This is a genomic window from Streptomyces sp. NBC_01460, from assembly GCF_036227405.1.
Taxonomy (GTDB): Bacteria; Actinomycetota; Actinomycetes; order Streptomycetales; family Streptomycetaceae; genus Streptomyces.
The window spans coordinates 2,276,645-2,301,360 of record NZ_CP109473.1; the positions used below are offsets into that span (position 1 = coordinate 2,276,645).

Annotated in this window: 22 protein-coding genes; 13 read left to right on the plus strand and 9 right to left on the minus strand. The window is 72.0% G+C overall.

What is annotated here, in order from left to right; genetic code table 11:
• The first annotated feature begins 150 nt into the window (after positions 1-150).
• The 4 genes from aceE to OG488_RS10160 all read left to right on the plus strand — a co-directional run bounded on the left by aceE (position 151) and on the right by OG488_RS10160 (position 6,540).
• The gene (gene aceE / locus OG488_RS10145) at positions 151-2,820 is read left to right on the plus strand and encodes a pyruvate dehydrogenase (acetyl-transferring), homodimeric type (RefSeq protein ID WP_329227958.1); all 2,670 of its coding nucleotides are present in this window, start codon (positions 151-153) and stop codon (positions 2,818-2,820) included.
• Between the two features lie 420 nt (positions 2,821-3,240).
• On the plus strand, positions 3,241-4,899 hold the full coding sequence (locus tag OG488_RS10150) for a glycosyltransferase (RefSeq protein WP_329227960.1): 1,659 nt from the start codon (positions 3,241-3,243) through the stop codon (positions 4,897-4,899).
• Between the two features lie 67 nt (positions 4,900-4,966).
• Entirely contained in the window at positions 4,967-5,935 is a 969-nt protein-coding gene (locus OG488_RS10155; RefSeq protein ID WP_329227962.1) for a helix-turn-helix transcriptional regulator, read from the plus strand.
• 83 nt (positions 5,936-6,018) lie between these two features.
• The gene (locus tag OG488_RS10160) at positions 6,019-6,540 is read left to right on the plus strand and encodes a DUF4240 domain-containing protein (RefSeq protein WP_329227964.1); all 522 of its coding nucleotides are present in this window, start codon (positions 6,019-6,021) and stop codon (positions 6,538-6,540) included.
• 36 nt (positions 6,541-6,576) lie between these two features.
• Here the strand turns inward: OG488_RS10160 and OG488_RS10165 are convergent, their stop codons facing one another.
• Positions 6,577-7,104: a GNAT family N-acetyltransferase gene (locus tag OG488_RS10165; RefSeq protein WP_329227966.1), complete on the minus strand. Its 528-nt coding sequence runs from the start codon at positions 7,102-7,104 to the stop codon at positions 6,577-6,579.
• A 61-nt stretch (positions 7,105-7,165) separates the two neighbouring features.
• Here OG488_RS10165 and OG488_RS10170 point away from each other — a divergent pair, with 61 nt between their 5' ends.
• Positions 7,166-8,065, plus strand: a complete 900-nt coding sequence (locus tag OG488_RS10170) for a TIGR01777 family oxidoreductase (RefSeq protein ID WP_329227967.1) — start codon at positions 7,166-7,168, stop codon at positions 8,063-8,065.
• 187 nt (positions 8,066-8,252) lie between these two features.
• Complete coding sequence (locus OG488_RS10175) at positions 8,253-9,566, plus strand: NAD(P)/FAD-dependent oxidoreductase (RefSeq protein ID WP_329227969.1); 1,314 nt, start codon at positions 8,253-8,255, stop codon at positions 9,564-9,566.
• Between the two features lie 62 nt (positions 9,567-9,628).
• Here OG488_RS10175 and OG488_RS10180 read toward each other — a convergent pair whose 3' ends face one another.
• Positions 9,629-11,257, minus strand: coding sequence for a regulator (locus OG488_RS10180; RefSeq protein WP_329227971.1), 1,629 nt, complete (start codon positions 11,255-11,257; stop codon positions 9,629-9,631).
• 315 nt (positions 11,258-11,572) lie between these two features.
• Between OG488_RS10180 and lipB the strand changes: the two genes are divergently transcribed.
• The 4 genes from lipB to OG488_RS10200 all read left to right on the plus strand — a co-directional run bounded on the left by lipB (position 11,573) and on the right by OG488_RS10200 (position 14,703).
• Positions 11,573-12,391 (plus strand): lipoyl(octanoyl) transferase LipB, encoded by an 819-nt coding sequence (gene lipB / locus OG488_RS10185; protein WP_329227973.1) that lies wholly within the window; start codon positions 11,573-11,575, stop codon positions 12,389-12,391.
• A 134-nt stretch (positions 12,392-12,525) separates the two neighbouring features.
• On the plus strand, positions 12,526-13,494 hold the full coding sequence (gene lipA / locus OG488_RS10190; protein ID WP_329227975.1) for a lipoyl synthase: 969 nt from the start codon (positions 12,526-12,528) through the stop codon (positions 13,492-13,494).
• A 270-nt stretch (positions 13,495-13,764) separates the two neighbouring features.
• Entirely contained in the window at positions 13,765-13,965 is a 201-nt protein-coding gene (locus tag OG488_RS10195) for an SCO2195 family GlnR-regulated protein (RefSeq protein ID WP_329227976.1), read from the plus strand.
• Positions 13,966-13,995: 30 nt separating this feature from the next.
• A complete protein-coding gene (locus OG488_RS10200; protein ID WP_329227978.1) occupies positions 13,996-14,703 on the plus strand; it encodes a DUF4191 domain-containing protein in 708 nt (235 codons plus the stop codon).
• A gap of 114 nt (positions 14,704-14,817) precedes the next feature.
• On the opposite strand, the gene OG488_RS10205 is transcribed toward OG488_RS10200, so the two are convergent.
• The gene (locus OG488_RS10205) at positions 14,818-15,285 is read right to left on the minus strand and encodes an RDD family protein (protein ID WP_329227980.1); all 468 of its coding nucleotides are present in this window, start codon (positions 15,283-15,285) and stop codon (positions 14,818-14,820) included.
• Positions 15,286-15,507: 222 nt separating this feature from the next.
• Here OG488_RS10205 and glnA point away from each other — a divergent pair, with 222 nt between their 5' ends.
• The gene (gene glnA / locus OG488_RS10210) at positions 15,508-16,917 is read left to right on the plus strand and encodes a type I glutamate--ammonia ligase (protein ID WP_104784933.1); all 1,410 of its coding nucleotides are present in this window, start codon (positions 15,508-15,510) and stop codon (positions 16,915-16,917) included.
• 78 nt (positions 16,918-16,995) lie between these two features.
• Here glnA and OG488_RS10215 read toward each other — a convergent pair whose 3' ends face one another.
• From OG488_RS10215 to OG488_RS10235, 5 genes are all read right to left on the minus strand, one after another.
• Positions 16,996-18,807: a choline/carnitine O-acyltransferase gene (locus tag OG488_RS10215; RefSeq protein WP_329227983.1), complete on the minus strand. Its 1,812-nt coding sequence runs from the start codon at positions 18,805-18,807 to the stop codon at positions 16,996-16,998.
• A gap of 35 nt (positions 18,808-18,842) precedes the next feature.
• Positions 18,843-19,649, minus strand: a complete 807-nt coding sequence (locus OG488_RS10220; RefSeq protein WP_329227985.1) for a class I SAM-dependent methyltransferase — start codon at positions 19,647-19,649, stop codon at positions 18,843-18,845.
• Positions 19,650-19,720: 71 nt separating this feature from the next.
• On the minus strand, positions 19,721-20,590 hold the full coding sequence (locus OG488_RS10225; RefSeq protein WP_329227987.1) for a HalD/BesD family halogenase: 870 nt from the start codon (positions 20,588-20,590) through the stop codon (positions 19,721-19,723).
• A gap of 141 nt (positions 20,591-20,731) precedes the next feature.
• Positions 20,732-21,538 carry a hypothetical protein gene (locus OG488_RS10230; protein ID WP_329227988.1) on the minus strand — a complete coding sequence of 269 codons (807 nt, stop codon included), beginning with the start codon at positions 21,536-21,538 and terminating at the stop codon, positions 20,732-20,734.
• A gap of 74 nt (positions 21,539-21,612) precedes the next feature.
• Positions 21,613-21,882 (minus strand): hypothetical protein, encoded by a 270-nt coding sequence (locus tag OG488_RS10235; protein ID WP_329227990.1) that lies wholly within the window; start codon positions 21,880-21,882, stop codon positions 21,613-21,615.
• A 119-nt stretch (positions 21,883-22,001) separates the two neighbouring features.
• Between OG488_RS10235 and OG488_RS10240 the strand changes: the two genes are divergently transcribed.
• The gene (locus tag OG488_RS10240; RefSeq protein WP_329227992.1) at positions 22,002-22,361 is read left to right on the plus strand and encodes an ArsC/Spx/MgsR family protein; all 360 of its coding nucleotides are present in this window, start codon (positions 22,002-22,004) and stop codon (positions 22,359-22,361) included.
• Between the two features lie 69 nt (positions 22,362-22,430).
• Here the strand turns inward: OG488_RS10240 and OG488_RS10245 are convergent, their stop codons facing one another.
• Complete coding sequence (locus OG488_RS10245; protein WP_329227994.1) at positions 22,431-23,354, minus strand: Gfo/Idh/MocA family protein; 924 nt, start codon at positions 23,352-23,354, stop codon at positions 22,431-22,433.
• A 204-nt stretch (positions 23,355-23,558) separates the two neighbouring features.
• Here OG488_RS10245 and glnII point away from each other — a divergent pair, with 204 nt between their 5' ends.
• Positions 23,559-24,593, plus strand: coding sequence for a glutamine synthetase (gene glnII / locus OG488_RS10250; protein WP_329227995.1), 1,035 nt, complete (start codon positions 23,559-23,561; stop codon positions 24,591-24,593).
• Positions 24,594-24,716 lie beyond the last annotated feature (123 nt).

Genomic DNA, 24,716 nt, shown 5'->3' on the forward strand with positions numbered 1-24,716 from the left:
CTTTTCTTCATATCGAGAAGTTTTGCCCTTCACCCTTTGATCGATCATCGATCGGAGACTTACAGTTCAGTCGCGGGCCCACCGGCCCGATCGCCCTGTCCTGCCAGCCAGGGCCTTCTCCACCCCCTCCCACTCCGGAAGGCGGCGATCATGACCGACCCCGTAGCAAAGCTTCCGAGCGAGCTCGACCAGCTCCCGGACCGCGACCCCGAGGAGACCGCCGAGTGGGCGGCCTCCCTGGACGCCGTCACCAAGGCCGCGGGCCCGCACCGCGCCGCGTACCTGATGCGGCGTTCGCTCCAGCACGCCGAGGGCGCCGGCATCGCGCTGCCCAAGCTGCTGGAGAGCGATTACGTCAACACCATCCCCACCTCCGCCGAGCCCGCGTTCGACGGCGACCTGGAGATGGAATCGAAGATCACCGCGTGGAACCGCTGGAACGCGGCCGCGATGGTCACCCGGGGCGCCCGGTACGGCGTCGGCGGTCACATCGCCACGTTCGCCTCGGCGGCCTGGCTGTACGAGACCGGCTTCAACCACTTCTTCCGCGGCAAGGAAGGTGACGGCTCCGGCGACCAGCTCTACATCCAGGGCCACGCCTCGCCCGGCATCTACGCCCGCGCCTTCCTCGACGGCCGCCTCAGCGAGCAGCAGCTCGACAACTTCCGCCAGGAGTCGGGGGGCGACGGCCTGCCGTCGTACCCGCACCCGCGGCGGCTGCCCTGGCTGTGGGAGTTCCCCACGGTGTCGATGGGCCTCGGCCCGCTCTCGGCGATCTACCAGGCGCGCTTCAACCGCTATCTGACCAACCGCAAGATCAAGGACACGTCGAACTCGCACGTCTGGGCCTTCCTGGGCGACGGCGAGATGGACGAGCCCGAGTCGACCGCGGCCCTCGCCCTCGCGGCGCGTGAGCAGCTCGACAACCTGACCTTCGTCATCAACTGCAACCTGCAGCGTCTCGACGGCCCGGTCCGCGCCAACTTCCGCGTGGTCCAGGAGCTCGAGGGCGCGTTCCGCGGGGCCGGCTGGAACGTCGTCAAGACGCTCTGGGGTTCCGCCTGGGACGAGCTGTTCCAGCTGGACACCACGGGCGCGCTGATCCGCCGCCTCCGCGAGGTCCCGGACGCGCAGTTCCAGACGTACGCGACGCGCGACGTGGCCTACATCCGCGAGCACTTCTTCGGCGCCGAGCCCGCCCTCGCCGAGCTGGCGAAACTGCTGAGCGACGCGAAGATCGCCGAGTGTTTCTACAGCTCCCGCGGCGGCCACGAGGCCCGCAAGGTGTACGCGGCCTACCGCGCGGCCCTGGAGCACAAGGGCGCGCCGACCGTGATCCTGGCCCAGACGGTCAAGGGCTACACCCTCGGCAAGGGCTTCGAGTCCAAGAACGCCAACCACCAGATGAAGAAGCTGTCGATCGACGAGTTCAAGAGCATGCGCGAGCTGCTCGGCCTCCCGATCCCGGACAGCGCCTTCGAGGACGGGCTGGTCCCCTACGGCCACCCGGGCGCCGACTCCCCCGAGGTCCGCTACCTCCAGGAGCGCCGTGCCGCCCTCGGTGGCCCGGCCCCCGCCCGCCGGGTGCACGCCGTGGAGCTGCCCCAGCCGGAGGAGCGCGCGTTCAAGGCCCTCTACAAGGGGTCCGGCAAGCAGGAGATGGCGACCACCATGGCGTTCGTCCGCCTGGTGAAGGACCTGATGCGGGACAAGGAGACCGGCAGGCGCTGGGTCCCGATCGTCCCGGACGAGGCCCGTACCTTCGGTATGGAGTCGCTGTTCCCCTCGGCCGGCATCTACTCGCCCCTCGGCCAGACGTACGAGCCGGTCGACCGCGACCAGCTGATGTACTACAAGGAGGCCAAGGACGGCCAGATCCTCAACGAGGGGATCACCGAGGCCGGGGCCATGGCCGACTTCATCGCCGCCGCCTCGTCGTACGCGACGCACGGCGAGACGATGATCCCGTTCTACATCTTCTACTCGATGTTCGGCTGGCAGCGGACCGGCGACCAGATGTGGCAGCTCGCCGACCAGCTCGGCAAGGGCTTCATCGTCGGTGCCACGGCCGGCCGCACGACCCTGACGGGTGAGGGCCTCCAGCACGCGGACGGCCATTCGCACCTGATCGCGTCCACGAACCCGGCGTCGCTCAACTACGACCCGGCGTTCGCGTACGAGATCGCGGTGATCGTCAAGGACGGTCTGCGCCGGATGTACGGCCCGCAGGCCGAGGACGTCTTCTACTACCTGACGGTCTACAACGAGCCGAAGCAGCAGCCCGCGATGCCGGAAGGCGTCGAGGAGGGCATCGTCAAGGGCCTGTACCGCTTCAAGGAGGGCACGCCCGCCTCGGCGGACGCCCCGCGCCTCCAGCTGCTGGGCTCCGGCACGGCGATCCACTGGGCGCTGAAGGCCCAGGAGCTGCTGGCCGCGGACTGGGGTGTCACGGCCGACGTCTGGTCCGCCACCTCGTGGGGCGAGCTGCGCCGCGACGCGCTGGACTGCGACGAGGCCCTGCTCCGCGGCGAGGAGCGCGTCCCGTACGTGACCCAGGCGCTCTCCGGCGCGCCGGGCCCGGTCCTCGCGGTCAGCGACTGGATGCGCGCGGTCCCGGACTCCATCAGCCAGTGGGTGGAGCAGGACTGGTCCTCGCTCGGCACGGACGGCTTCGGCCTCTCCGACACCCGTGAGGGTGCCCGCCGCCACTTCGGCGTCGACGCCGAGTCCGTCACGGTCGCCGCGCTGGCCCAGCTGGCCCGCCGCGGCGAGATCCCGGCCTCCAAGGTCAAGGAGGCCCGGGAGCAGTACGGCCTCTGATCGGCCGGCCGTCGGCCACGCCGCACGGCTCCTCGCTCCACCCCGCAGGGCGGGCTCACTTCGAGCCCGCCCTGCGGGCGTCTCCACCCGCGGGGCGCTCCTGCCTTCCGGGGAAGGCGTTCGACGCATGTCCGCATGACCGCTGCTCGTTCACCACGTGTACAGATGCGCAACGAACAAAAAACTTCATGCGAGGAATGGGCGGTTCCGTGCAACGCACGGCCCTGTTCGGTGGTCTACGAGGGTGATTCCTGCGCCTCTCGGGCGACGGACCGCCCCCGGCGGAGACCGGTCGGCGGAGAGCTGTCTCCCGGTCGGCTTTTTATGGGCTCATACGGGCACATGTGACGATTACCGTTTTCGTGCGATCGGGCGGGTATCCCCCACCACCCCCCGGCACGGCCTTGAGGGGGGAGCAGTATGACCACTGCCGAGACGTTCCTGCCGCACACGTTGCGGGCCACGATCGTCGTTCCGATCTACAACGCGTCGCACTACATCGAGTCGTGCGCCCCGTCCCTGCTCGGGCAGAGCATCGGGGCCGACCGGTACGAGGTCCTGTACGTCAACGACGGATCGACCGACGACTCCGGGGAGCGTCTGGACCGGCTGGCCGCCGCCCATCCGCACGTCCGCGTCATCCACCAGGAGAACTCGGGCTGGCCCGGCAAGCCGCGCAACGTGGGGGTGGCGCGGAGCAGGGGCGAGTTCGTCCAGTTCGTGGACCAGGACGACGAGCTGGGCGTGGAGGCCCTGGAGCGGCTCTGCGCCCTGGGCACGAAGAACGAGTCGGACATCGTGCTGGGCAAGGTCGCCGGCACCATGCAGCCGCCCAGCACCGTGTTCGCCCGGACCATCGACCGCTGCTCGGTGCGCGACCACCAGCTGATGGACTCGCTCACCCCGCACAAGATGTTCCGGCGGTCGTTCCTCCTGGAGAACGGCATCACCTTCCCGGAGGGCAGATGCCGCCTGGAGGACCAGCTGTTCATGGCCCGGGCCTACGTCGCCACCGAGCGGGTCTCCGTACTGGCCGACTACCCCTGCTACTACTGGATGCGCCGAGAGGACAAGGGCAACAACAGCAGCGCGCCGATCGACGTCCAGGGCTACTTCGGCAACCTGCGCCAGGTCGTCCGGGCGCTGAAGGACGGCACGGAGCCGGGCGCCGAGCGCGACGCGCTGCTGCGCCGCCCCTACCGCGTCGAGATCCTCCACCAGGTGAGCGAGCCCCGGGTGCTCAGTCCCCACCTGGACGTCCGGTCCCGGTTCGAGACGGTCCGCAGGCTCGTCGCGGAGGAGTTCACCCCCGGCGTACGGGAAGGGCTCCCCGCCGTGCAGCGGCTCCGCGCGACGCTCCTGGAGGACGGCCGCCTCGACGGTCTGCGCGCGCTGGCCGAGCGCACCCGCACGCTGCGGACACGGGCCGTCCTGGGCCGGCTGCGGTGGCGGGAGGGCAGGCTGACCGCACCTCTCCACATGGCCATGACGCATGCCGACGGCACCCCGGTGATCATGCTGGAGCGCGACGGACGCCTGCTGCTCGACCCCTGGCTCCTGGAAGGGAACCCGGCGGTGACGGAGTGGGAGATCGGCGACCCCCTGCGCGCGGTCTCCGCGCACGTGCTGCTGAAGGACCGCGAGCGGCCCATGGGCTGGTTCCCCACCAGCGATCTGAGGGCGACGGTCGTCCCCGCCGGCCCGGGACGCAGTCGGCTCGTCGTCCGGGGCAGCCTGGAGATCGATCCGCTCACGGCGGCCGGCGGCGGCCCCCTGCAGCGTGGGATCTACGACGTGCGGGGCTCGCTGCAACTCCTCGGGGTGGGCAGAGGTGTCCGCATCGAGGGGGACCGGCGCCGGGAGCTGACAGCGGCGGGAGCCACCCGGGTCGGGCCCGAGGGCGTCGGCGTCGTTCCCTACTGGACCGCCGGAGGCACGCTCGCCGTCGACGTGGACGAGTTCTACCACCGCATGGACGCCCTTCCGCCGCGCCGGTGGACCGTGCACATCCCGGCACCGGCCCGCCGCCCGCTCGGCAGGACCTGGCGCGGTCTGCGCGCGAAGGTGACCCGGCGCTGAGCCTTCGCCCCGCCTCCGGGGGCCGGGCGGCCGCGGGCGGCGCGGCGCGGGGACGCACAATGGCCGCATGCGTGCTGCCCGCCTGATCAAGATGGTGCTGCTCCTGCAGTCCCGGCCCTCCATGACCGGCTCCGAGCTGGCCGGGGAGCTGGAGGTGTCGGAGCGCACGGTGGCCCGGGACGCCCAGGCGCTCTCCGAGGCGGGTGTGCCCGTCCACGCCGACCGCGGCAGGGTCGGCGGCTACCGGCTCGTGGGCGGCTACCGGACCCGGCTCACCGGTCTGGCCCGCCATGAGGCCGAGGCCCTCTTCCTGTCCGGGCTGCCCTCCGCGCTGCGCGAGATGGGGCTCGACGACGCGGCCTCGGCCGCCCGGCTGAAGGTCTCGGCCGCCCTGCTGCCCTCGCTGCGGGACGCCTCGCACAGCGCCGCCCGGCGCTTCCATCTGGACGCCCCCGGCTGGTACCACGATCCGGTCACCCCCGAGCTGCTGCCCGCCGTCGCGGAGGCCGTCTGGGACGACCGTCTGGTCCGGGCCCGCTACCGGCGCCGGTCCTCGGGCGAGGTGGAACGGGAACTGGCCCCGTACGGACTCGTCCTGAAGGCGGGCGTCTGGTATCTCTGCGCCCGTGCCGGGGAGGACTTCCGGGTGTACCGGATCGACCGGTTCACCGCGGTCGCCGTGTCGGAGACGCGCTTCGTACGGGACGAGGACTTCGACCTCCCGCGCTTCTGGGAGGAGCGGGCGGCGCAGTTCGCCCGGTCGATCCTGCGTACGGAGGTGACGGTGCGGCTGTCGGAGGAGGGTGTGCGGCGGCTGCCGCACGCCGTGGACCGGGCCGCCGCCGACGAGGCGCTGGCCGGGGCCGCCTCCCCGGACGGAGACGGACCGCGCACGGTCGTCCTGCCGGTCGAGTCGCTGGAGGTGGCGTACGTCCAGCTGCTCACGCTCGGACCGGAGGTGGAGGTCCTCGCACCGGCGGCCTTGCGCGAACGCATGGCCGACACCGCCGAACGACTGCGCGACCTCTATCGCTGAAGTGGCCCGGAAGTGATGCCGAAGGCTTCATTTCGGTGTCTGGGCGTGCGTCGCCCGTCCTCGGGGCAGATGCTGGAGCAGTGATGGACGAGACGGAGTTCTGGGAGATCATCGACCGCACCCGCGAGGCCGCCGAGGGCGACCCCGAGGAGCACGCCGACCTGCTCGTCGAACGCCTGGCGCGGCTCGACCCCGACTCCGTGCTGGACTTCGCCCGGCACTTCGAGGCCCGGTACAACCGCGCGTACCGATGGGACCTGTGGGGTGCTGCGGCCGTCCTGCTGGGCGGCGCGAGCGACGACGCGTTCGACTACTTCCGCTGCTGGCTGATCGCGCAGGGCCGCGAGGTCTTCGAGGGCGCCGTGCACGACCCGGACAGCCTGGCCGAGCTCCTGGACGACTTCGACGAGGAGCTCGACGGGGACGGTGAGGACCTCGGCTACGCCGCCGACGAGGCCTACGAACAGCTCACCGGTGTCGTCACCCCCGACCTGGGGCTGCCGCCGCAGGCGACGGAACCGGCCGGTACGCCTTTCGGCTTCGACGACGACGCGGCGCTGGCGGAGCGTTACCCCGCGCTCTGGGAGCGCTTCGGACCGGTCTGAGTCCGGGCCGGGTCCCGCCGGGGTCCGCGCCGCCGGTCAGGCCGCCGTCGAACGGCCCATCAGGACGTCGTCGACGTACCGCCCGCCCAGGAAGAACTCCCCCGGTAGTACGCCCTCCACGGTGAAGCCCTCCGCCTCGTACAGCTCCCGCGCGGCGGTGTTGTGCCCGAGCACCCGCAGGGTGAGCCGTCCGGCGCCCTGCCGCCGTGCCTCCGCGTACGAGGCGTGGAGCAGCGCCCGTGCGACGCCCTGGCGCCGCGCCCAGCCGGCGACGGTGAGGCCCTGTATCTGGCGCACGTGGGCGTTGCAGGCGAGCGGAGTGGGGCGGCCGAGCCGGATGTAGCCGGCCGGGCTCACCCCGCCCGCGCCGGTGACCGCGTCGGCGACGAGGAACTCGCGGGGCGGGTGCCGGTCGTCGAAGAAGGGCGCGTACGGCGGCTGCGGCCTCGGCTGGACGGCGTGGAGCGTCGACCAGGTGGCCCGGTCGAGCTCCCCGAGCGCGGTCTCGTCCCCGGGCAGGGCGGGACGGACGGGGCGGAGGGAACGGAAGTGCGGCTCGGACATGTGCGCCACTGTGCCACGCTCCTTCCGTGTGACGGGAGGCACATGGGGCAGGATGGGCGTCATGCTGCGCTCCCGAATCGCCGTCACCGGATCCACCGGCCTCATCGGAGCGGCGCTCGTGCGCTCGCTGCGTGCCGACGGGCACGAGGTGGTGCGCCTGGTGCGCCGCCCGGCCGCCACCGGCGACGAGGTGGAGTGGGACCCGAAGCGGCAGCACGTCGACGTGGCCGGCCTGGTCGGCTGCGACGCGGTCGTCCACCTGGCCGGCGCCGGGGTCGGGGACCACCGCTGGACCGAGGAGTACAAGCGGGAGATCCGCGACAGCCGGGTGCTGGGCACGGCGGCCGTCGCCGAGGCGGTGGCCTCCCTCGACGCCCCGCCGAAGGTGCTGCTGTCCGGGTCCGCCATCGGCTTCTACGGCGACACCGGGGACCACGCCGTGGACGAGGGCGCACCGCCCGGCGAGGGCTTCCTGCCGTCCGTCTGCGTGGAGTGGGAGGAGGCGACGGCCCCCGCCGAGGAGGCGGGGGTGCGCACGGTCCACGCCAGGACCGGTCTGGTCGTCTCCCGGCACGGCGGCGCCTGGGGGCGCCTCTTCCCTCTCTTCAAGGCGGGCCTCGGCGGACGGATGGGCAACGGCCGGCAGTACTGGAGCTTCATCGCGCTGCACGACCACATCGCCGCCCTGCGGCACATCCTGGACACGGAGACGCTTTCGGGTCCGGTGAACCTGACGGGCCCCTCCCCCGTCACCAACAGCGAGGTGACGGCCGCGATGGGGCGGGTGCTGCGGCGCCCCACCCTGTTCACCGCCCCGGCGCCGGCCCTGAAGGCCGCGCTCGGGGAGTTCTCCGGGGACGTCCTGGCCAGTCAGCGGGTGCTGCCCGGCCAACTTCTCGACTCCGGCTTCGCGTTCGCCTTCCCCGGGGTCGACGACGCCATCCGCGCCGCCCTGCGCTGATCGCGGCCCGCGGCCTGCCCCGGCTCCCCGCGCCGGGGCGCCGTGCGACCCCGTGCACCGGTGCCCGGGGTGCGCGCGACTGCGCCTCTCTCGGCCATACGCCTAGCCTCGACCCGAACTCGGGCATTCCGGGGGCCTGTTGGGGGCAATAGCCCCCCAGCAGTCGCACCGACTCGGGGAGGGGCACGTGATCGGGGCACACACAGCGGACCACGCGGATGTGGTCATCATCGGGGCCGGGATCGCCGGCCTTTCGGCGGCCCACCAGCTGATCAGCGCGGGAGTGGGCGTCAGCGTCCTGGAGGCCGCCACCCAGGTGGGCGGCCGGATGGCCACCCACGACATGGACGGTTTCCGGCTCGACCATCTGGGGCCGCTGCTCAGTTCCGCGTATCCGGAGCTGAGCACCACCCCGGGGCTCGAAGGGCTGGTCCTGCGGGACTTCGCCCCGGGCGTGCTCGTCCACAGCGAGGGGCGGCAGTACCGCGCCGGGGACGTACGGAGCGCGCGGGGCGCACTTCGCGCCGTACGCTCCCGGCCGAGCGCCCTTCGTGCGCCCCTGGGTGGGGCGATCGAACAGGCGAGGCTCGGGGCCTGGCTGGCCCGGCTCGCCACCACTCCCGAGTCCCGGATCCTGACCCGGCCCGACAGGACGGCGGCCGGGACGGTCTCGGCACGGGGCCTCTCGTCCCGCGTCGTCGGCGGATTCCTGCACCCGCTGCTCTCGGCGCTGCTCCACGACCCCGGGCTCACCACGTCGAGCCGCATCGCCGACCTCACGCTCCGGGACTACGCGCGCGGCCGGCTCTGCGTCCCCTCGGGCGGTTCCGCGACGCTGCCCGAGTTGCTGGCCGCCGCCCTGCCGCCGGGGACCGTACGGACGGGGGTCCATGTGACGGCCGCCGACATCACCTCCGTGCGCACCAAGGAGCACGGCGAGCTGGGCTGCCGGTCGCTCCTGCTGGCCACCGGGGCGGGGGCCGCGGCCGAGCTGCTTCCGGGTCTGCGGACACCCGCGTTCCACCCGGTGACGGTGCTGCACCACACCGCAGCCGAGGCACCGTCGACGGGCGCCCGTCTGCTGCTGGCCGCGGACCGTTCGGGGCCGGTGTCGCACACCGCCGTGATGAGCGAGGTCGATCCCTCCCGCGCCCCGCACGGCCGGGCCCTCATCACCTCCACGGTGCTCGGCCCACCGCCGCCGGACCTCGACCGCTCGGTGCGCGCGCATCTCGCCACGCTGTACGGCACCCCCACCGACGACTGGGAACTGCTGGCCTCGCACCACGATCCGGAGGCCGTGCCGGCCATGCCGCCGCCGCACGACCCGTCGCGCCCGGTCCGGGTGCTCGCGGGGCTGTACGTGTGCGGCGACCACCGCGACACCAGCACGGTCCAGGGCGCCCTGCGCTCCGGCAGGCGTGCCGCCTCGGCGATCCTCGCGGACCTGGGGGTGCGCCGGCCGAACCCGGACGGGGTGGGGCTGCCCGCCGCCGCGTAGGGGCGCCTGTGTACGGACCGGGCGGGACCCGCTCCGGCCCGGTCCCCGCGCAGGGACCCGGATCAGCCCAGTGCGGCGACCCGGTCGCGGTATCCGCGTACGGCGACGGCGTCCCGGTACGGCTCCAGGCGGCGCTCGAAGTCGCGTACGTACTCCGTCGCCCGGACGGACCGCATCTCGGCCGCCTGCTGGGCCGCCTCGGCGCCCAGCAGGCACGCCTGGTCCAGCTCGCCGAGCCCGAGCCGCGCGGAGGCGAGCACCACCCGGCAGAACAGCCTGCTCCGGGCGTACGCCGGTGCGCGCAGTTCGAGCGACCGCTCGGCGTGCTGGACGGCGACGCGGTACTGCTGCAGATCGCGGTGGCAGTGGCCGAACTCGTCGGCGAGCTGGGCCTCGTCGAAGTGGCGGGCCCAGTGCGGCCCGTCGTCGCCGGGCCGGGAGGCCGCCAGGGCGCGCTCCGCCCGCACGAGCGCGGCGACGCAGGCCCTGGTCTCGCCGAGGACGCCGTGCCCGCGTGCCTCCACCGAGTGCAGCAGGGCCATGACGACGGGCGGCGCGGCGGAGCCGACGCCCTGCTGGGCGACGCGGGCCAGCTGGACGGCCTCCCTGCCGTGCCCGAGGTAGACCGCCTGCCTGCTCATCGTGATCAGGACGTACGCGCCGTACGCCCGGTCCCCGGCCGCCTGGGCGAGCCGCAGCGCCTGGACGAAGTAGCGCTGGGCGAGGCCGTGCGCCGCGATGTCGTACGAGGTCCATCCCGCGAGCCGGGTCAGATCGGCCGCGGCGGAGAACAGCCGGCGGCCCATCGCCTCCCCGTACCTGCCCCGGAGCATGGGCTCGGCCTCGTGCTCCAGGTAGCGGACGAGGGCCTGCCGGGCGTGCCCGCCGCCGTAGGCGTGGTCGAGCGTGCGGAAGAGCTCGCCCACCGAGCGCAGCGCGGCGACGTCGCCGCTGCCGACCCGCTGTCCGGCGGCGCCGTCGGCCTGCCGCTGGCGCGGGACGCCCAGGGCCGGTGGCGCGGGCGGACGGGAGGGGCCGGGGCCACGGGTGCCGCCGGTCCCGGTCCGGATCCCGGGGCCGGCGGCCGGCTGGGCCGGGGCCGGTCCGCCGGGCGCGTGCGGGGTGCCGGAACCGTTGGCCCGGAGGAGCCCGTGCGGGCCGCGCCCCGTGTGGGCCTCCGCGGCCGTACGCGGAGCGGGCAGGCCGGCCGCTCCGCCCACGTGGTCCGGCGGATCACCGCGGCCGACCCGTTCGTCGGCCCGTCCGATCAGCCAGTCCCTGCTGGGGACGACCAGTCCCGCGGGGGTGAACGCGATCTTGCGCAGCTCCGCGTGGCTGCCCGAGTCCTTGCGCCACAGCCCGCTGACGATGTCGACGGCCTCGGCGGGCGTCGCCGCGAACTCCAGACCGGCGTAGACGGGCGCACACGCGTCCAGGCCGAGGTCCTGCGCGGAGAGCCGGCGCCCGAGCCGACGGGTGAAGACCTCGGCGATCAGCGCGGGGGTGGTGCCCCGGGGCTGCTGGCCGCGCAGCCAGCGGGTCACCGAGGTCTTGTCGTATCGCAGGTCGAGCCCGTGTTCGAGGCCGAGCTGGTCCACGCGGCGGGCCAGGCCCGCATGGGAGAACCCGGCCTCCGCGATGAGGGCAGCGAGCCGCCTGTTCGGGGTGCGCTGCGGAGGTCGTTCCGACATCAGCTGTAAGGTCTCCTGCCTTCGGCGCCGGGCGGGCAGCCCTCACGGGCTCCCCCACGACGGGGAGCGGGCGAGCCCGTCATGGAACGGCGCGAACTTAACCGCCCCGGCGGCGACGTCGGCGACCTTCGCTTCACATTCATCCGATCGTGTGAGGATTGTCGGATCACTGACGAAAATCCCCCTGCCCGTAACCTGCCGGACCCGGTCCTCCGGAGCGGTCGTACAGTGGCTGGGGGCGCACATCAGTGCATGGTGACGTGGCTCCGGGGACACCCCCCGGCCCTCCGGCACCGCGAGTAGGGAGGCACCCGAGTGAGTGAGCTGCGGTTCGTCCGTCTGGGATTCGGCGAGGAGCGGGTCGATTACCAGGAGGCCTGGCAGAAGCAGCGCGAGGTGCACGCGGCCCGGTTCGAGGACGCCGTCCCCGACACGTGCCTGCTCCTCGAGCACCCGCCCGTCTACACGGCGGGCCGGCGCACCACGGAGAGCGAACGCCCGCTGGACGGGACCCCCGTCATCGACGTCGACCGCGGCGGCAAGATCACCTGGCACGGCCCCGGGCAGCTCGTCGGCTACCCGATCCTGAAGCTTCCCCGCCCGGTGGACGTGGTCGCCCACGTCCGGCGCATCGAGGACGCGCTGATCCTCACCGCCGCCGAGTTCGGCGTGCGGACCAGCCGGGTCGAGGGCCGCAGCGGCGTCTGGGTCCTCGGCGACCCGGTCGAGGACCGCCCCTCGCTCGGCGGGCTCTCGCTCGACTTCGACCCCCGGCTGCACGACGAGGAGTTCGACCCCCGGCTGAACGGTCCCGAGTACGCGCCGTCCAACGCGGGCCAGCGCCGCGAGGACCGCAAGCTGGCCGCGATCGGGATCCGCGTCGCCAAGGGCGTGACCATGCACGGCTTCGCGCTGAACGTGAACCCCGACAACACGTGGTTCGACAGGATCGTGCCCTGCGGGATCCGGGACGCCGGCGTGACCTCGCTCTCGTACGAACTGGGCGAAGAGGTGACGATCGCCGACGTCCTCCCGGTCGCCGAGAAGCACCTGAGGGACGTCCTGGAGAACGCGGAGCCCGCGCCCCGGGTCATCGAGCCGCCGACGACCCCGAGGGCCGCGGCGCCCGCCTGAGGTGCCCGCGCGGGCCCATGGACGGAATAGGGCCCCTCGGCCACAGGTTGGCCATACGCAAGACCGTTCTAACCACGGGCGTACCCTGGTGTTCGCCGAAGAATCCAATGCAGCGAAAGCAAAGGGGTGCCGGAGTGTCCGGTGTCGCACCCGACGGGCGCAAGATGCTGCGCCTGGAGGTCCGAAACAGCCAGACCCCCATCGAGCGCAAGCCCGAGTGGATCAAAACCCGGGCGAAGATGGGCCCCGAGTACACGAAGATGCAGGCGCTCGTGAAGGGCGAAGGCCTGCACACCGTGTGCCAGGAGGCCGGCTGTCCGAACATCTACGAGTGCTGGGAGGACCGCGAGGCGACGTTCCTCATCGGCGGCGACCAGTGCACCCGGCGCTGCGACTTCTGCCAGATCGACACGGGCAAGCCGCAGGCGCTGGACCGCGACGAGCCCCGTCGCGTGGGCGAGTCCGTCGTGACGATGGACCTGAACTACGCCACGATCACCGGCGTCGCGCGCGACGACCTGGAGGACGGCGGCGCCTGGCTGTACGCGGAGACCGTGCGCCAGATCCACGCCCAGACCGCCGGGCGGGAGGGCGGCGCCACCAAGGTGGAGCTGCTCATCCCCGACTTCAACGCGGAGCCCGAGCAGCTCGCCGAGGTCTTCTCCTCGCGCCCCCAGGTGCTCGCGCACAACGTCGAGACGGTCCCGCGCATCTTCAAGCGGATCCGGCCGGGTTTCCGTTACGAGCGCTCCCTCGAGGTCATCACGCGGGCCCGCGAGGCCGGCCTGGTGACGAAGTCCAACCTGATCCTCGGCATGGGCGAGACCCGCGAAGAGGTCAGCGAGGCGCTCCGGGACCTGCACGACGCGGGTTGCGAGCTCATCACGATCACGCAGTACCTCCGCCCCTCCGCGCGGCACCATCCGGTCGAGCGCTGGGTGAAGCCGCACGAGTTCGTGGAGCTGAAGGACGAGGCCGACGCGATCGGTTACTCCGGCGTCATGTCGGGGCCGCTGGTGCGCTCCTCCTACCGCGCGGGACGCCTCTTCCAGCAGGCGATGGAGCGGCGCGGCGCGACCGCCGCCACCCCGTCCGCCGTGTGAATCGGCGCACAAGGGATTACTGAGCAGTAATAGCCGTGACGACGCGGCCCGTACGCCCCCCGCAGGTCGGGGGCCCGTATGGGCCGCGTCGGCGTGCGCGGCGCCGAAATCAGAGTTTCATTGGTGTTTGACCGACCGGTCATGCACTGGTAACACCGAGCAGTGACCCTAGGTACATACGCGGAGGCTCCCGCAGCCGCCGTCGTCATTGCTTCCCGCTACTCAGTGCGCGCCGGGCGCGCGCATCCGCTCCGAGGGGGAACACCCACGATGCACGCAGCACCGGTACGAGCCAACGCCATCCCGACCGTCGCCACCGCGCTCCGCGCGGTCGAGTCGCTGCTGATGAGCAGCGGCCAGCGCACCGCCCGTCGTAACGCCTGGACGGCGGTCCTGGAGGACCGCCGCAGGGCACAGGACCGGGTCGAGGTGGAGCATGTGCTGAAGGCTGTGGCCGACCACCGTTCCTAGGTCACTCCCGGGCCACGTAAACTTCGGTACATGGCGAGGAAGGCACACACCGACGGCGCGGACAGCGCCGAGAACGCAGGGCGGCTCAAGCAGATCGCCCTGACCTACAAGATGACCAGGCGGTCGGACCCCAAGGTGGGTCTCGTCGTCGCGGGTGTGGGAATCATCACCTTCGGTGTGCTCCTCGCCATCGGTTTCCTGATCGGTCACCCGGTCTACGCGGGCATCCTGGGCTTCGTCCTGGCGTTCCTCGCGATGGCGATCATCTTCGGACGGCGCGCCGAGCGCGCGGCCTTCGGTCAGATGGAGGGACAGCCCGGCGCGGCCGCGGCGGTACTGGACCGGGTGGGCCGCGGATGGACCACGACCCCGGCCGTCGCGATGAACCGCAGCCAGGACGTCGTCCACCGGGCGGTCGGCAAGGCCGGCATCGTGCTCGTGGCCGAGGGCAACCCGAACCGGGTGAAGAGCCTGCTGGCCGCCGAGAAGAGGCGGATGGCGCGCATCGTCGTGGACGTACCGGTGCACGACATCATCGTCGGCGACGGCGAGGGCCAGGTGCCGCTCAAGAAGGTGCGCACCACGATGCTGAAGCTCCCGAGGGTCCTGACCGGCCCCCAGGTGACCGCGGCGAACGACCGGCTCCGGGCGATGGGCGACCTGATGAGCAACATGCCGCTGCCCAAGGGCCCGATGCCGAAGGGCATGCGGATGCCGCGCGGCGGAAAGATGCGCTGACCGAGCACATGGAGCGGCCCCGGACGACCGAGTCGTCCGGGGCCGCTCCCGTTGTTACGTCCCGCCGGATCCGTCCGTCGGGTGCCCTCGTCTCGGGTACGGACCTGGACCGTCTCAGATACGGACCTGGACGGCGCGCGCCAGCCTGTCGTGGAGGCCGCGGCTGTCGCGGTCCCAGACGATGGCCGGGATCACCAGGAGGAGCAGCACGCTCCTCAGGACGACCCTGCCGGCGCCGAGCCGTCCGCCGTCCTCGGCGAGGACCCGCAGCCCCAGGATCCGCTTGCCCGGCGTGGAACCCAGGGTTCCGACCGTCAGCAGGCTCATCACGAGGAAGACGCCGAGCGCCCAGTTCCCGGCGGCCTGCTGGTCACCGCGAGCGAGCAGCCCGTATGCGATCACCATGCAGAGGGCCCAGTCGATGAAGAGTGCCCCGAAGCGCCTGCCGAGCGGGGCGATCGACCCCGGGCCCTCCTGGGGGAGACCGAGGCGCTCGCCCCGGTAACCGAAGTCGGCGCCCATCTCCTCGGCCGCCGCGCGCGGCCCCGAGAGCCACGATCCGATTGCTCGCCTGTTGTCCACCCGTCCACGGTACTGCGCCCACGTTTGCGCCTGGCCGGGCGGGGCACGGAACACGTCGCTGAGGTGCCGCCCGCAACCGGGCTGGTTAACTTGTGCGAAACAAATGGGTCATGCTGGAGAAATCCCTTCTGCCTATGGTCGGGTCCAGCGTGTGCCACCGCACTGGCCACACAGACGAGCTGCAACCCCGCCCTTTCCCGGGTCGGGAGTAGGAGGAGTTGGATGTTCCAGAACGCCGACGAAGTCCAGAAGTACATCGCCGACAACGACGTCAAGTTCGTCGACGTCCGGTTCTGCGACCTGCCGGGTGTGATGCAGCACTTCACGATCCCCGCGGCGTCCTTCGACCCGGCCGAGGAACTGGCTTTCGACGGCTCGTCGATCCGCGGCTTCCAGGCGATCCACGAGTCGGACATGGCGCTCCGCGCGGACCTGTCCACGGCCCGTGTCGATCCCTTCCGCCGTGACAAGACGGTGAACGTCAACTTCTTCATCCACGACCCGATCACCGGCGAGCAGTACAGCCGTGACCCGCGGAACGTGGCCAAGAAGGCCGAGGCCTACCTCGCCTCGACCGGCATCGCCGACACGGCGTACTTCGGCCCCGAGGCCGAGTTCTACGTCTTCGACAACGTCCGCTTCCAGACGTCGGCGAACGAGAGCTTCTACCACATCGACTCCGAGGCCGGCGCCTGGAACACCGGTGCGGTCGAGAACAACCGGGGTTACAAGGTCCGCTACAAGGGCGGCTACTTCCCGACCCCGCCGGTCGACCACTTCGCCGACCTGCGCGCCGAGATCTCCATGGAGCTGGACAAGAACGGCCTCCAGGTCGAGCGCCAGCACCACGAGGTCGGCACCGCCGGCCAGGCCGAGATCAACTACAAGTTCAACACGCTGCTCGCCGCGGCCGACGACCTGATGCTCTTCAAGTACATCGTGAAGAACGTCGCCTGGCGCAACGGCAAGACCGCGACCTTCATGCCGAAGCCGATCTTCGGTGACAACGGCTCGGGCATGCACGTCCACCAGTCCCTGTGGTCCGGCGGCTCCCCGCTGTTCTACGACGAGCAGGGCTACGCGGGCCTCTCGGACATGGCGCGCTACTACATCGGCGGCATCCTGAAGCACGCCCCGTCGCTGCTGGCCTTCACCAACCCGACGGTGAACTCCTACCACCGCCTGGTCCCCGGCTTCGAGGCCCCGGTCAACATGGTGTACTCGCAGCGCAACCGCTCCGCCGCGATGCGCATCCCGATCACCGGCTCCAACCCGAAGGCCAAGCGCGTCGAGTTCCGCGCCCCGGACCCGTCCTCGAACCCGTACCTGGCGTTCTCGGCGCTCCTGATGGCCGGCCTGGACGGCGTCAAGAACAAGATCGAGCCCCCGGAGCCGATCGACAAGGACCTCTACGAGCTGGCCCCCGAGGAGCACGCGGGCGTCCAGCAGGTCCCGACCTCGCTCCCGGCGGTCCTCGACGCCCTCGAGGCCGACCACGAGTACCTCCAGGCCGGCGGCGTCTTCACGCCCGACCTGATCGAGACGTGGATCGACTACAAGCGCACGCACGAGATCGCCCCGATCCAGCTGCGCCCGCACCCGCACGAGTTCGAGCTGTACTTCGACCTCTAGGGGTCACGCGCTCCTGAGCAGCCGAAGGGCCGCCGTCCCGCACGGGACGGCGGCCCTTCGGCGTGGCCGGGGCGGCGCTCAGTCCGCCAGCAGGACGCGCAGTTCGGCGACCGCCTCGCGGAGATGGTCCGCGAAGGCGTGCATCTGGCCGGCGACCGTGCGCGGGGTGCTGAGGTAGAGGTTGAAGCGGTCCGGCAGCAGGACGTAGGCGATGCCGATGCAACGGCTGCTCGTCGAGCCGAAGCCGAAGTACTGGATGTTCTCGGACGGCGCCGAGCTGGTGCTCAGGTAGTCGTCCCGCAGGGTGAGCCACCCCGGGGAGCGGTACAGGGCCGGCTGCTCGTCCACACCGAGCTCCTCGCCGCGGCGGCGCTGGATCAGTTCCAGCTCCCACAGGTGCTGCTCGGGGGCCTCCCCCGCCTGGCACTCCTTCGCCCGTGCCACATGGGCCGCGGCGGCGGCCCGGAACGCGGCACGGCGGGTCTCCCGGTCGGCCGCGGGGTCCTCCATCGCCGCGACGAAGGCCGGCATCTCGGGGGTGACGACGCGCATCGCCTCGGTGCGGCCGTGGCGGTACTGCCGGGTGGCGATGGACTCGTACGTCGCCCCCAGGTGTCCCTTGGCGCGCTGGTGGGCCAGTTGGTAGGCGACCTGGACGAAGGCGTCCGGGGACACCTTGAGCGCCTTGGCCGCCGTGCTGCCGAAGTCCTGGAAGGACACCGTGGTGGTGGCGGTGTCCCGTCCGTACGCGGCGAACGACTCGGCGGCGGCGCGCACCTGGGCCCTGAGGGGCTCGTCCAGCTCGAAGGTGAGCGGCTGAGGGACGGGTTCGCCCTGGGAGCGGGCGCCGGAGCGGAGGGAGTGCTCCTCGGGCGAGGTGCCGAGCAGCGCGTCGGTGAAGCTGAGGATGGTCGTCCCGTCCAGCTCGCAGTGCTCGACGTTGATGCCGGCCCTGCCGTCCGCGTGGACGACGAAGGAGACGGCCTTGTCGAACCAGCGGTTGCCGCGGTCCCCGTGGAGCAGTTCGTCGCAGGCCTCCTGGGTGCCGGCCGGGGCGAAGTCCTCCAGGCAGACGCAGAACAGGGCGGTCTCGATGTCGTCCAGCGTGCGGGCGTTGCCGGGGTGGCCTGCGGTGAGGGACGCCCGGGTGGCGGCCCATTCCGCCCGTGCCGTCGTGGTGAGGTGGCCGGCCCGGTCCTCCTCGGCCGTGTGGACGTCGGCCTTGGTCACGGCGCGCAGCCCGGCCTCGATCTCGTCGAGGCTGTGGGGGACGCCGTCGGGGCCGAGCACGTCGAGCCGGAACATGGTGCCCCGGAAGAACACCACGATGTGCCGGGCCGTGGACGGCCCGGGCTCCTGCTCGCTGTACGGGGCGCGCACGGTGTCCAGCGGCACACCGGGGATGCGCGTCGTGGAGAAGAGGTACCTGTTCTGCACCATCGACTGGGGTACGCCGCGCTGCTCCACCGGGGCGATCAGGCCCTCGTCGAGCTGCCGTTTGTAGTGCAGGGCCCCCGCGACGAGCCCGGCCGCCCGGTCGAGCTGCCCCTCGCCGGTGTCCTTGAACAGGAAGAAGAAGTTGGCGTTGAGGGCGATCCGGTCCCGGCGGCCGAGGTAGCGGTACGGCCAGAAGGTGTCGAGCCAGCTGTGCACGCCCTCCGTCGCGTCGTACTCCTCCAGCGCCGCGTGCAGGGTCCGGCCGGGGCCGCCGGGCCGCAGGAAGGCGGTGACCTCGGCCTCCGTCTCCGCCCGTTCCTCCGCGGTCAGCAGCGGGGCGCACCAGGCGAGGAACCGCTCGCAGCTCGCCTCGAGCGTGGGCAGCGGCACGCGCGGGAGGGTGCCCTCACGGGCGAAGGTCGCGTCGGCTGCTGCTTCCTGACTGACGTTCAATGCGGCTCTCTTCTCGGTGAGTGGGGATGGGGGGTCTAGGGGTGCTGCGGCCGTGAGAGGTAGAGCTGAGCGTAGAGCCAGCCGTCCTCCTCCAGACCGCTCGCGTCCACGCCGGCGGCGGCCATGCCGTCCAGGACGCCGCGCTGTTCCTCCGGGCCCGCGAACCGCCGCTGCTTGAAGACCTCGTCGACCCGGACGGTCCGGTAGCCCAGCTCCGCCAGGGCCTTCCCGACGGGGTCGAAGGGGAACATCCGCAGCACGAAGTGCGCCATCCAGGGGAGGCGGCCGTCCTGGGCCCGCACGACGCGGATGAGGGTGCGTTCGGTGACGTAGCCGATGCAGCCCGTGGAGATCACCAGGTCCGTCCCGGCGAGCAGGTCCCGCTGCTCGGGGGTGGGGTCGTTCGCCTCCAGGTCCGCGTGGACGGTGTCGTCGAGGAAGCCGGCTTCGTGCGCGTAGGCCAGGGCGCTGGTGGAGGCGTCCAGGCCGGTGAAGCGCAGACCGTGTGCGGGGCGGCGGGAGCGGGAGAGGTCCCGGTCACGCTCCAGGAGCGCGGCGCGGGAGGCGGGGCCGCTGCCGTCGTAGCGCGCGTACAGCTCGTCCATGGTGGCGTCGTACTTGAGCAGGGCGGCGTTGATCCCGTACGAGCAGCCGATGTCCAGGATCCGGGGGACGGCCACCTGTTCCGTCTCCCGGTACTCCTTGATGAGCTTGTCGAAGTAGGGCTTGGCCAGTTGGGGGACGCGGTAGCCGAGCGGGCGGAGCGCCTGGAAGTACGTGCGGGGGTCGGGCGCGGTGTAGATGTGGTCCAGCGAGACTTTTCCTGACGCGTCGAGACGCAAGGGGCTTCTCCTCGGTGGGGCGCGCGTGGGGGTGCCTGGAACCGTTCGTCGTGCTGGTGCCGGGAGGGGCTCTAGTCCAGCAGCCCGTCGCCCCGCACGGCCCGGCCCTCCGCCGCCAGGTGTCCGGGCAGTACGCGCCCGAAGAGCTGCCGGGTGCGCGCCACGCTCCCGATGACGCCGGGGCGCTCGCTGTAGGCGAAGATCGCGCTGTGGCGTGCGAGGCCGCCCCGGACGGGGCTGACCCGGTGCAGCGAGTAGCGGCCCTTGAACAGCTGCAGGTCGCCCGGCCTCAGGGGCAGGCGTTCCGGCTGCCGTGCGGGGCGGCCGTCCAGGACGTCCCGCACGTCGTCGAAGCGCTCGTCCTCGGCGGACCTGATGTTCGGGCAGTACTCGAAGGAGCCGCCCTCCTCCGCCTCCTGGGTCAGCATGCTGACCGTGTACTCGTTGGTGTCGAAGTGCCAGGGGTGCTCCATGCCCGGCCGTACGACGTTGAGCACGAGCCCGGAGAGCGGGTCGGCGAGCTCGTACAGGCGGGGCAGGGTGAAGCAGTCGGCGACGAACCGCTGGAACGGTTCATGGGCGTAGAGCCTGCCGATGAGGGAGTCCCCGGGGATGCGGTCACGGGCGACGAACGCGTTGCCGCGCTCGAAGGTGCGCCGGCCGGGGTGGTCCTCGGGCAGCTCCGTGTCCACGTCGATGTTGTAGACGTTGACCGTCTCGACGTCGAAGTAGGCGTGCGGGGCGAGCGCGGCGCACTCCTGGCGCAGGGCCTCGTGCAGCGCGGGGCGGACGAAGTCGGGGAGGACGGTGCAGCCGTCCTCGGCCAGTTCGCGCCGCGCCCGTGCCACCACGGCGCGGGCCGCGGTGCCTTCGGGGTCCGACAAGGGGTAGCGGTCCGTGTCGACCATCTGGTCGAGCGTGATGGCTTGCAGAGTGCTCATTCGACCCTCTCCACGCGCACGTCGGTAACTCAACTGACGAGTAACAGAGTTGAAGTTCCCACAGCACTGCTGTGTTGTCTGTGACACGCCACACGTGCGGACCGTGTGTGCGGTGGCCGGGCACCTCTCCGGCCGTACCCGTCAGTCGAGGTCGATGACGGGGCGTGCGGAGAAGTCCTCGAACATGTCCTCGCCCTCCGGCCCGTGGAGGAAGTCGGCCGTGTGCGGATTGCGGTTGGCGGTTGCCAGCGGCAGCCATTCGAGCAGGGTGCCGTAGCCACCGCAGACCGCCTCTCCCCCGTCGCCGCCGTATACGGAACCGGGGTCCGAGGTCATCTCGGCGCTGTCGTAGACGTCGAAGGCGATGTGCAGCCCGAAGGCGTTCGGCAGGAGGTGCGGGCCCGTGCCGCCGCCGTAGGGGGACACGCCCGCGGGGTAGCCGTCGCCCCAGCGGAAGAGTGTCCCGGCGCCGGCTCCGCAGGCGTGTTCCCACTCGTCGGGGCGGGGCAGCCTGAGCCCTTGGCCGGCGAACAACGCCGTTACGAGAGAGGGGAGTTCGGGGAGCTTCCTCGGCTCCACCGCCATCAGTACGGCGGGCAGGGTGACCTTGCGCCGCGGGGTCATCACCCGCGCGAGGTGGGCGCGGGGGTCGGTCTCGAAGCCGAAGCCGCCCGCGAGGCTCTCCTCGCGGTAGGAGGTGAGCTGGCCGGGGAGCGGCCGCCACCCGTCCATGTCGAAACCGACGGTCACGTCACCGCCCGGGACCAGGGCGTACCGCTCGCCGTCCCGCTCGATCACGGCGCGGTGCACGGCGCCTTCCGGGTGCGGGGCGGGGTCGAGGCGCAGGAGGCGGCCGCCCGCTCTGCCTGCCGCCTCCCGCGCGCACCGCTCGGCGGAAGCCGCGTCCAGGGCGCGCCAGCGGGCGAGGGTCAGGCCGGCGAGAGACATGGCGTGCAGTCTCGCAGCCGGCCGGCGCACCCGGGCCCGTGCCCCCGGAGGCTCGGGGGCACGGGCGGGCGGGGTCAGCGGCCGTGGCGGATCAGGGCACGGACCATGCGGCAGGTGGTGTCGGACGGCGGGTGGATGGCGAGACGGTCGGCCGCCTCGCGTATCCGGGCGTTGTGGGCGCTCGACGGCTGGTACACGCCGGTGTCGAGCAGGGCGATCGCCAGGCGCATGGCCTTCAGTCGGCGGTTGTGCGAGACATACCACTCGCGGGGCCGGCCCGCGGGGAGCCGCTTCTTCCGCAGGGGCTTGTGGAGCGGCTCGGGTGTGGCTGTGGCGACGGCCATCGGCAACCTCCTGGCGCAGTGGTGGAACCCTCACGAACTCCCTCCATCCTACTGCCCCCCACTGACAATCGCCCCTGGCCAGAGGCCATTTCGAGGGTCACTCCCGTACCCTTGGCCCCATGGAGATCTGGATCAATCCCGCCTGTTCCAAGTGCCGCAGCGCGCTGAGTCTGCTCGACGCGGAGGGGGCTGACTACACCGTCCGCCGGTACCTGGAGGACGTGCCGTCGACCGAGGAGATCCGGGCGGTGCTCGACCGTCTCGGGCTGGAGCCGTGGGACATCACCCGGACCCAGGAGGCGGAGGCCGAGGAGCTCGGGGTCGGGGAGTGGCCGAGGGACGCCGGTGCGCGGGAGCGGTGGATCACGGCGCTGGCCGGGCACCCGAAGCTGATCCAGCGCCCGATCATCACCGCGCAGGACGGTTCGGCCGTGGTGGCGCGGACGGACGAGGCGGTGCGGGACGCGCTGGGGCGGTGAGGACGAGGCGGGACCCGCCCCGGAGGCCGGGGCGGGTCAGGCGTACCCCGCCCCCGGGTGCCAGGTGGGTCAGGCCCGTCCCAGCTGTGCCTCGGCCTCGGCGAGGACCTCGGTGAGCCGCAGCCCGAACCGTACGTCGCAGGGGTGTGCGACCCCCGTGCGCGCCGCGGCGGTCAGCGCGTCGACGGCCGTCCGGAACGCGCCGAGCGCCTCGCCGCCTCCCCCGGGCAGGTTGGACACGCCCCCCTCGCCCCGGAACTCGACCTCGGTGCCCGCGGCGGCCGGCGGCCCGTCCAGCGCGAGCGTCACCGTGCTGGACGCGCCGGAGGTGTGGCGCAGCAGCAGCTGTGTGGTGTCGGCAGGGCCATGGGCCGCGACCACCTCCGTGACGTCGCCCAGGACCGGGATCAGGACCGAGAGCGCGTGCGGGCCCACGTCCCACAGGGCGCCCTTCTCACGACGCCAGGGGGAGGCGGCGAACTCGCTGCGGGCCCCCGGGGCGAAGAGCGCGCCCATCCACAGGGCGCGGGCCGTGAACCAGCCGCCCGCCGCGGCCTGTTCGTCGATCCACCCGGCCGTGCCCCCGGCGAACCGCAGCGTGCAGAAGACGACGGAGGCGACCCCGGCGCGTCCGGCGGCCTCGGCGACCGCGCCCGCGCCCGCCACCGTGGTGGCGACCGGTTTGTCCAGCAGGAGGTGGCATCCGGCGTCGGCGGCCCGCACGGCCAGGGACGCCTGGACGTCCGGCGGCACGGCGAACGCCACCGCGTCGCTGGTGGCCAGGAGCGCGTCGAGGCCCGCCTCGCCGGTGTACGCCTCCGTGCCGTGGGCGGAGGCCAGCCCGTCCGCCGCCTCGGGGCGCCGGCCCCATACACCGCTCAGAACGGCGCCGGGGTGGGTGGCGAGAGCGGGGGCGTGGGTCATGCGCGCCCAGGGGCCCGCGCCGACGAGGCCGATCCGGAGCGGCCCGGCGGAGGCCGTGTGTGTCGTCATGCGGCCAGTCTGCCCCGGCCGGCGGCAGGCTCGGAACGTATCCAGTGCTCCGCAGGGTGAGACGGCCCGGGGCGGCGGGGACCTGCCGTCCGACACTCCCGGGAAACCTCGGTAACACCGGGTTCACACGCGGGCAACGGTCGGGAAATCGCACTTTGCGAAGCTGCGCACCATAGACCGCAGCACCCGCAAAGGATGGCGTCCGTGACGTTCAAGGCTGAGTACATCTGGATCGACGGCACCGAGCCGACCGCGAAGCTTCGTTCCAAGACGAAGATCATGGCAGGCAGCGCCTCGAAGAGCGTGGCGGACCTTCCCATCTGGGGCTTCGACGGTTCGAGCACCAACCAGGCCGAGGGCCACGCCTCCGACCGCGTCCTGAAGCCGGTCTTCGCGTGCCCGGACCCGATCCGCGGCGGTGACGACATCCTCGTCCTGTGCGAGGTCTTCAACATCGACATGACTCCGCACGAGTCCAACACCCGCGCCGACCTGCGTCCGGTCGCCGAGCAGTTCGCGGGCCAGGAGCCGATCTTCGGCATCGAGCAGGAGTACACCTTCTTCGACGGGCACCGCCCGCTCGGCTTCCCCGAGGGCGGCTTCCCGGCCGCGCAGGGCGGCTACTACTGCGGTGTCGGCGCCGACGAGATCTTCGGCCGTGACATCGTCGAGAAGCACCTCGACAACTGCCTGAAGGCGGGCCTGGCGATCTCCGGCATCAACGCCGAGGTCATGCCCGGCCAGTGGGAGTTCCAGGTCGGACCGGTCTCGCCGCTGGAGGTCTCCGACCACCTGTGGGTCGCGCGCTGGCTGCTGTACCGCACCGCCGAGGACTTCAACGTCTCCGCGACGCTGGACCCGAAGCCGGTCAAGGGCGACTGGAACGGCGCGGGCGCGCACACCAACTTCTCCACCAAGGCGATGCGCGAGGGCTACGAGGCGATCATCACGGCGGCCGAGTCGCTGGGTGAGGGCTCGAAGCCGATGGACCACGTCAAGAACTACGGCGCGGGCATCGACGACCGTCTGACGGGCCTGCACGAGACCGCCCCGTGGAACGAGTACAGCTACGGCGTCTCCAACCGCGGCGCCTCGGTCCGCATCCCGTGGCAGGTCGAGCAGGACCAGAAGGGCTACATCGAGGACCGTCGCCCGAACGCCAACGTCGACCCGTACGTGGTCACGCGGCTGATCGTCGACACCTGCTGCACCGCGCTGGAGAAGGCCGACCAGGTCTGATCCCGCACCCGTCCGTCACGAAGGGGCGCCCGCCTGCCGGGCGCCCCTTCGGCGTACCCGGTGCCGGGACGGCCCGTGAGCGGACGGAAACGGACGGTGCGGAAGGGGAGCGTGAGGAAGCTG

Bases quoted from the DNA above. Each gene is read 5' to 3' on its own strand.
- aceE (WP_329227958.1), top strand. From the start codon at position 151: ATGACCGACCCCGTAGCAAAGCTTCCGAGCGAGCTCGACCAGCTCCCG.
- glnA (WP_104784933.1), top strand. From the start codon at position 15,508: ATGTTCCAGAACGCCGACGAAGTCCAGAAGTACATCGCCGACAACGAC.
- OG488_RS10230 (WP_329227988.1), bottom strand. From the start codon at position 21,538: ATGTCTCTCGCCGGCCTGACCCTCGCCCGCTGGCGCGCCCTGGACGCG.
- OG488_RS10155 (WP_329227962.1), top strand. From the start codon at position 4,967: ATGCGTGCTGCCCGCCTGATCAAGATGGTGCTGCTCCTGCAGTCCCGG.
- OG488_RS10180 (WP_329227971.1), bottom strand. From the start codon at position 11,257: ATGTCGGAACGACCTCCGCAGCGCACCCCGAACAGGCGGCTCGCTGCC.
- OG488_RS10225 (WP_329227987.1), bottom strand. From the start codon at position 20,590: ATGAGCACTCTGCAAGCCATCACGCTCGACCAGATGGTCGACACGGAC.
- OG488_RS10170 (WP_329227967.1), top strand. From the start codon at position 7,166: ATGCTGCGCTCCCGAATCGCCGTCACCGGATCCACCGGCCTCATCGGA.
- OG488_RS10235 (WP_329227990.1), bottom strand. From the start codon at position 21,882: ATGGCCGTCGCCACAGCCACACCCGAGCCGCTCCACAAGCCCCTGCGG.
- OG488_RS10165 (WP_329227966.1), bottom strand. From the start codon at position 7,104: ATGTCCGAGCCGCACTTCCGTTCCCTCCGCCCCGTCCGTCCCGCCCTG.
- OG488_RS10240 (WP_329227992.1), top strand. From the start codon at position 22,002: ATGGAGATCTGGATCAATCCCGCCTGTTCCAAGTGCCGCAGCGCGCTG.
- OG488_RS10150 (WP_329227960.1), top strand. From the start codon at position 3,241: ATGACCACTGCCGAGACGTTCCTGCCGCACACGTTGCGGGCCACGATC.
- OG488_RS10200 (WP_329227978.1), top strand. From the start codon at position 13,996: ATGGCGAGGAAGGCACACACCGACGGCGCGGACAGCGCCGAGAACGCA.
- OG488_RS10245 (WP_329227994.1), bottom strand. From the start codon at position 23,354: ATGACGACACACACGGCCTCCGCCGGGCCGCTCCGGATCGGCCTCGTC.
- OG488_RS10195 (WP_329227976.1), top strand. From the start codon at position 13,765: ATGCACGCAGCACCGGTACGAGCCAACGCCATCCCGACCGTCGCCACC.
- OG488_RS10160 (WP_329227964.1), top strand. From the start codon at position 6,019: ATGGACGAGACGGAGTTCTGGGAGATCATCGACCGCACCCGCGAGGCC.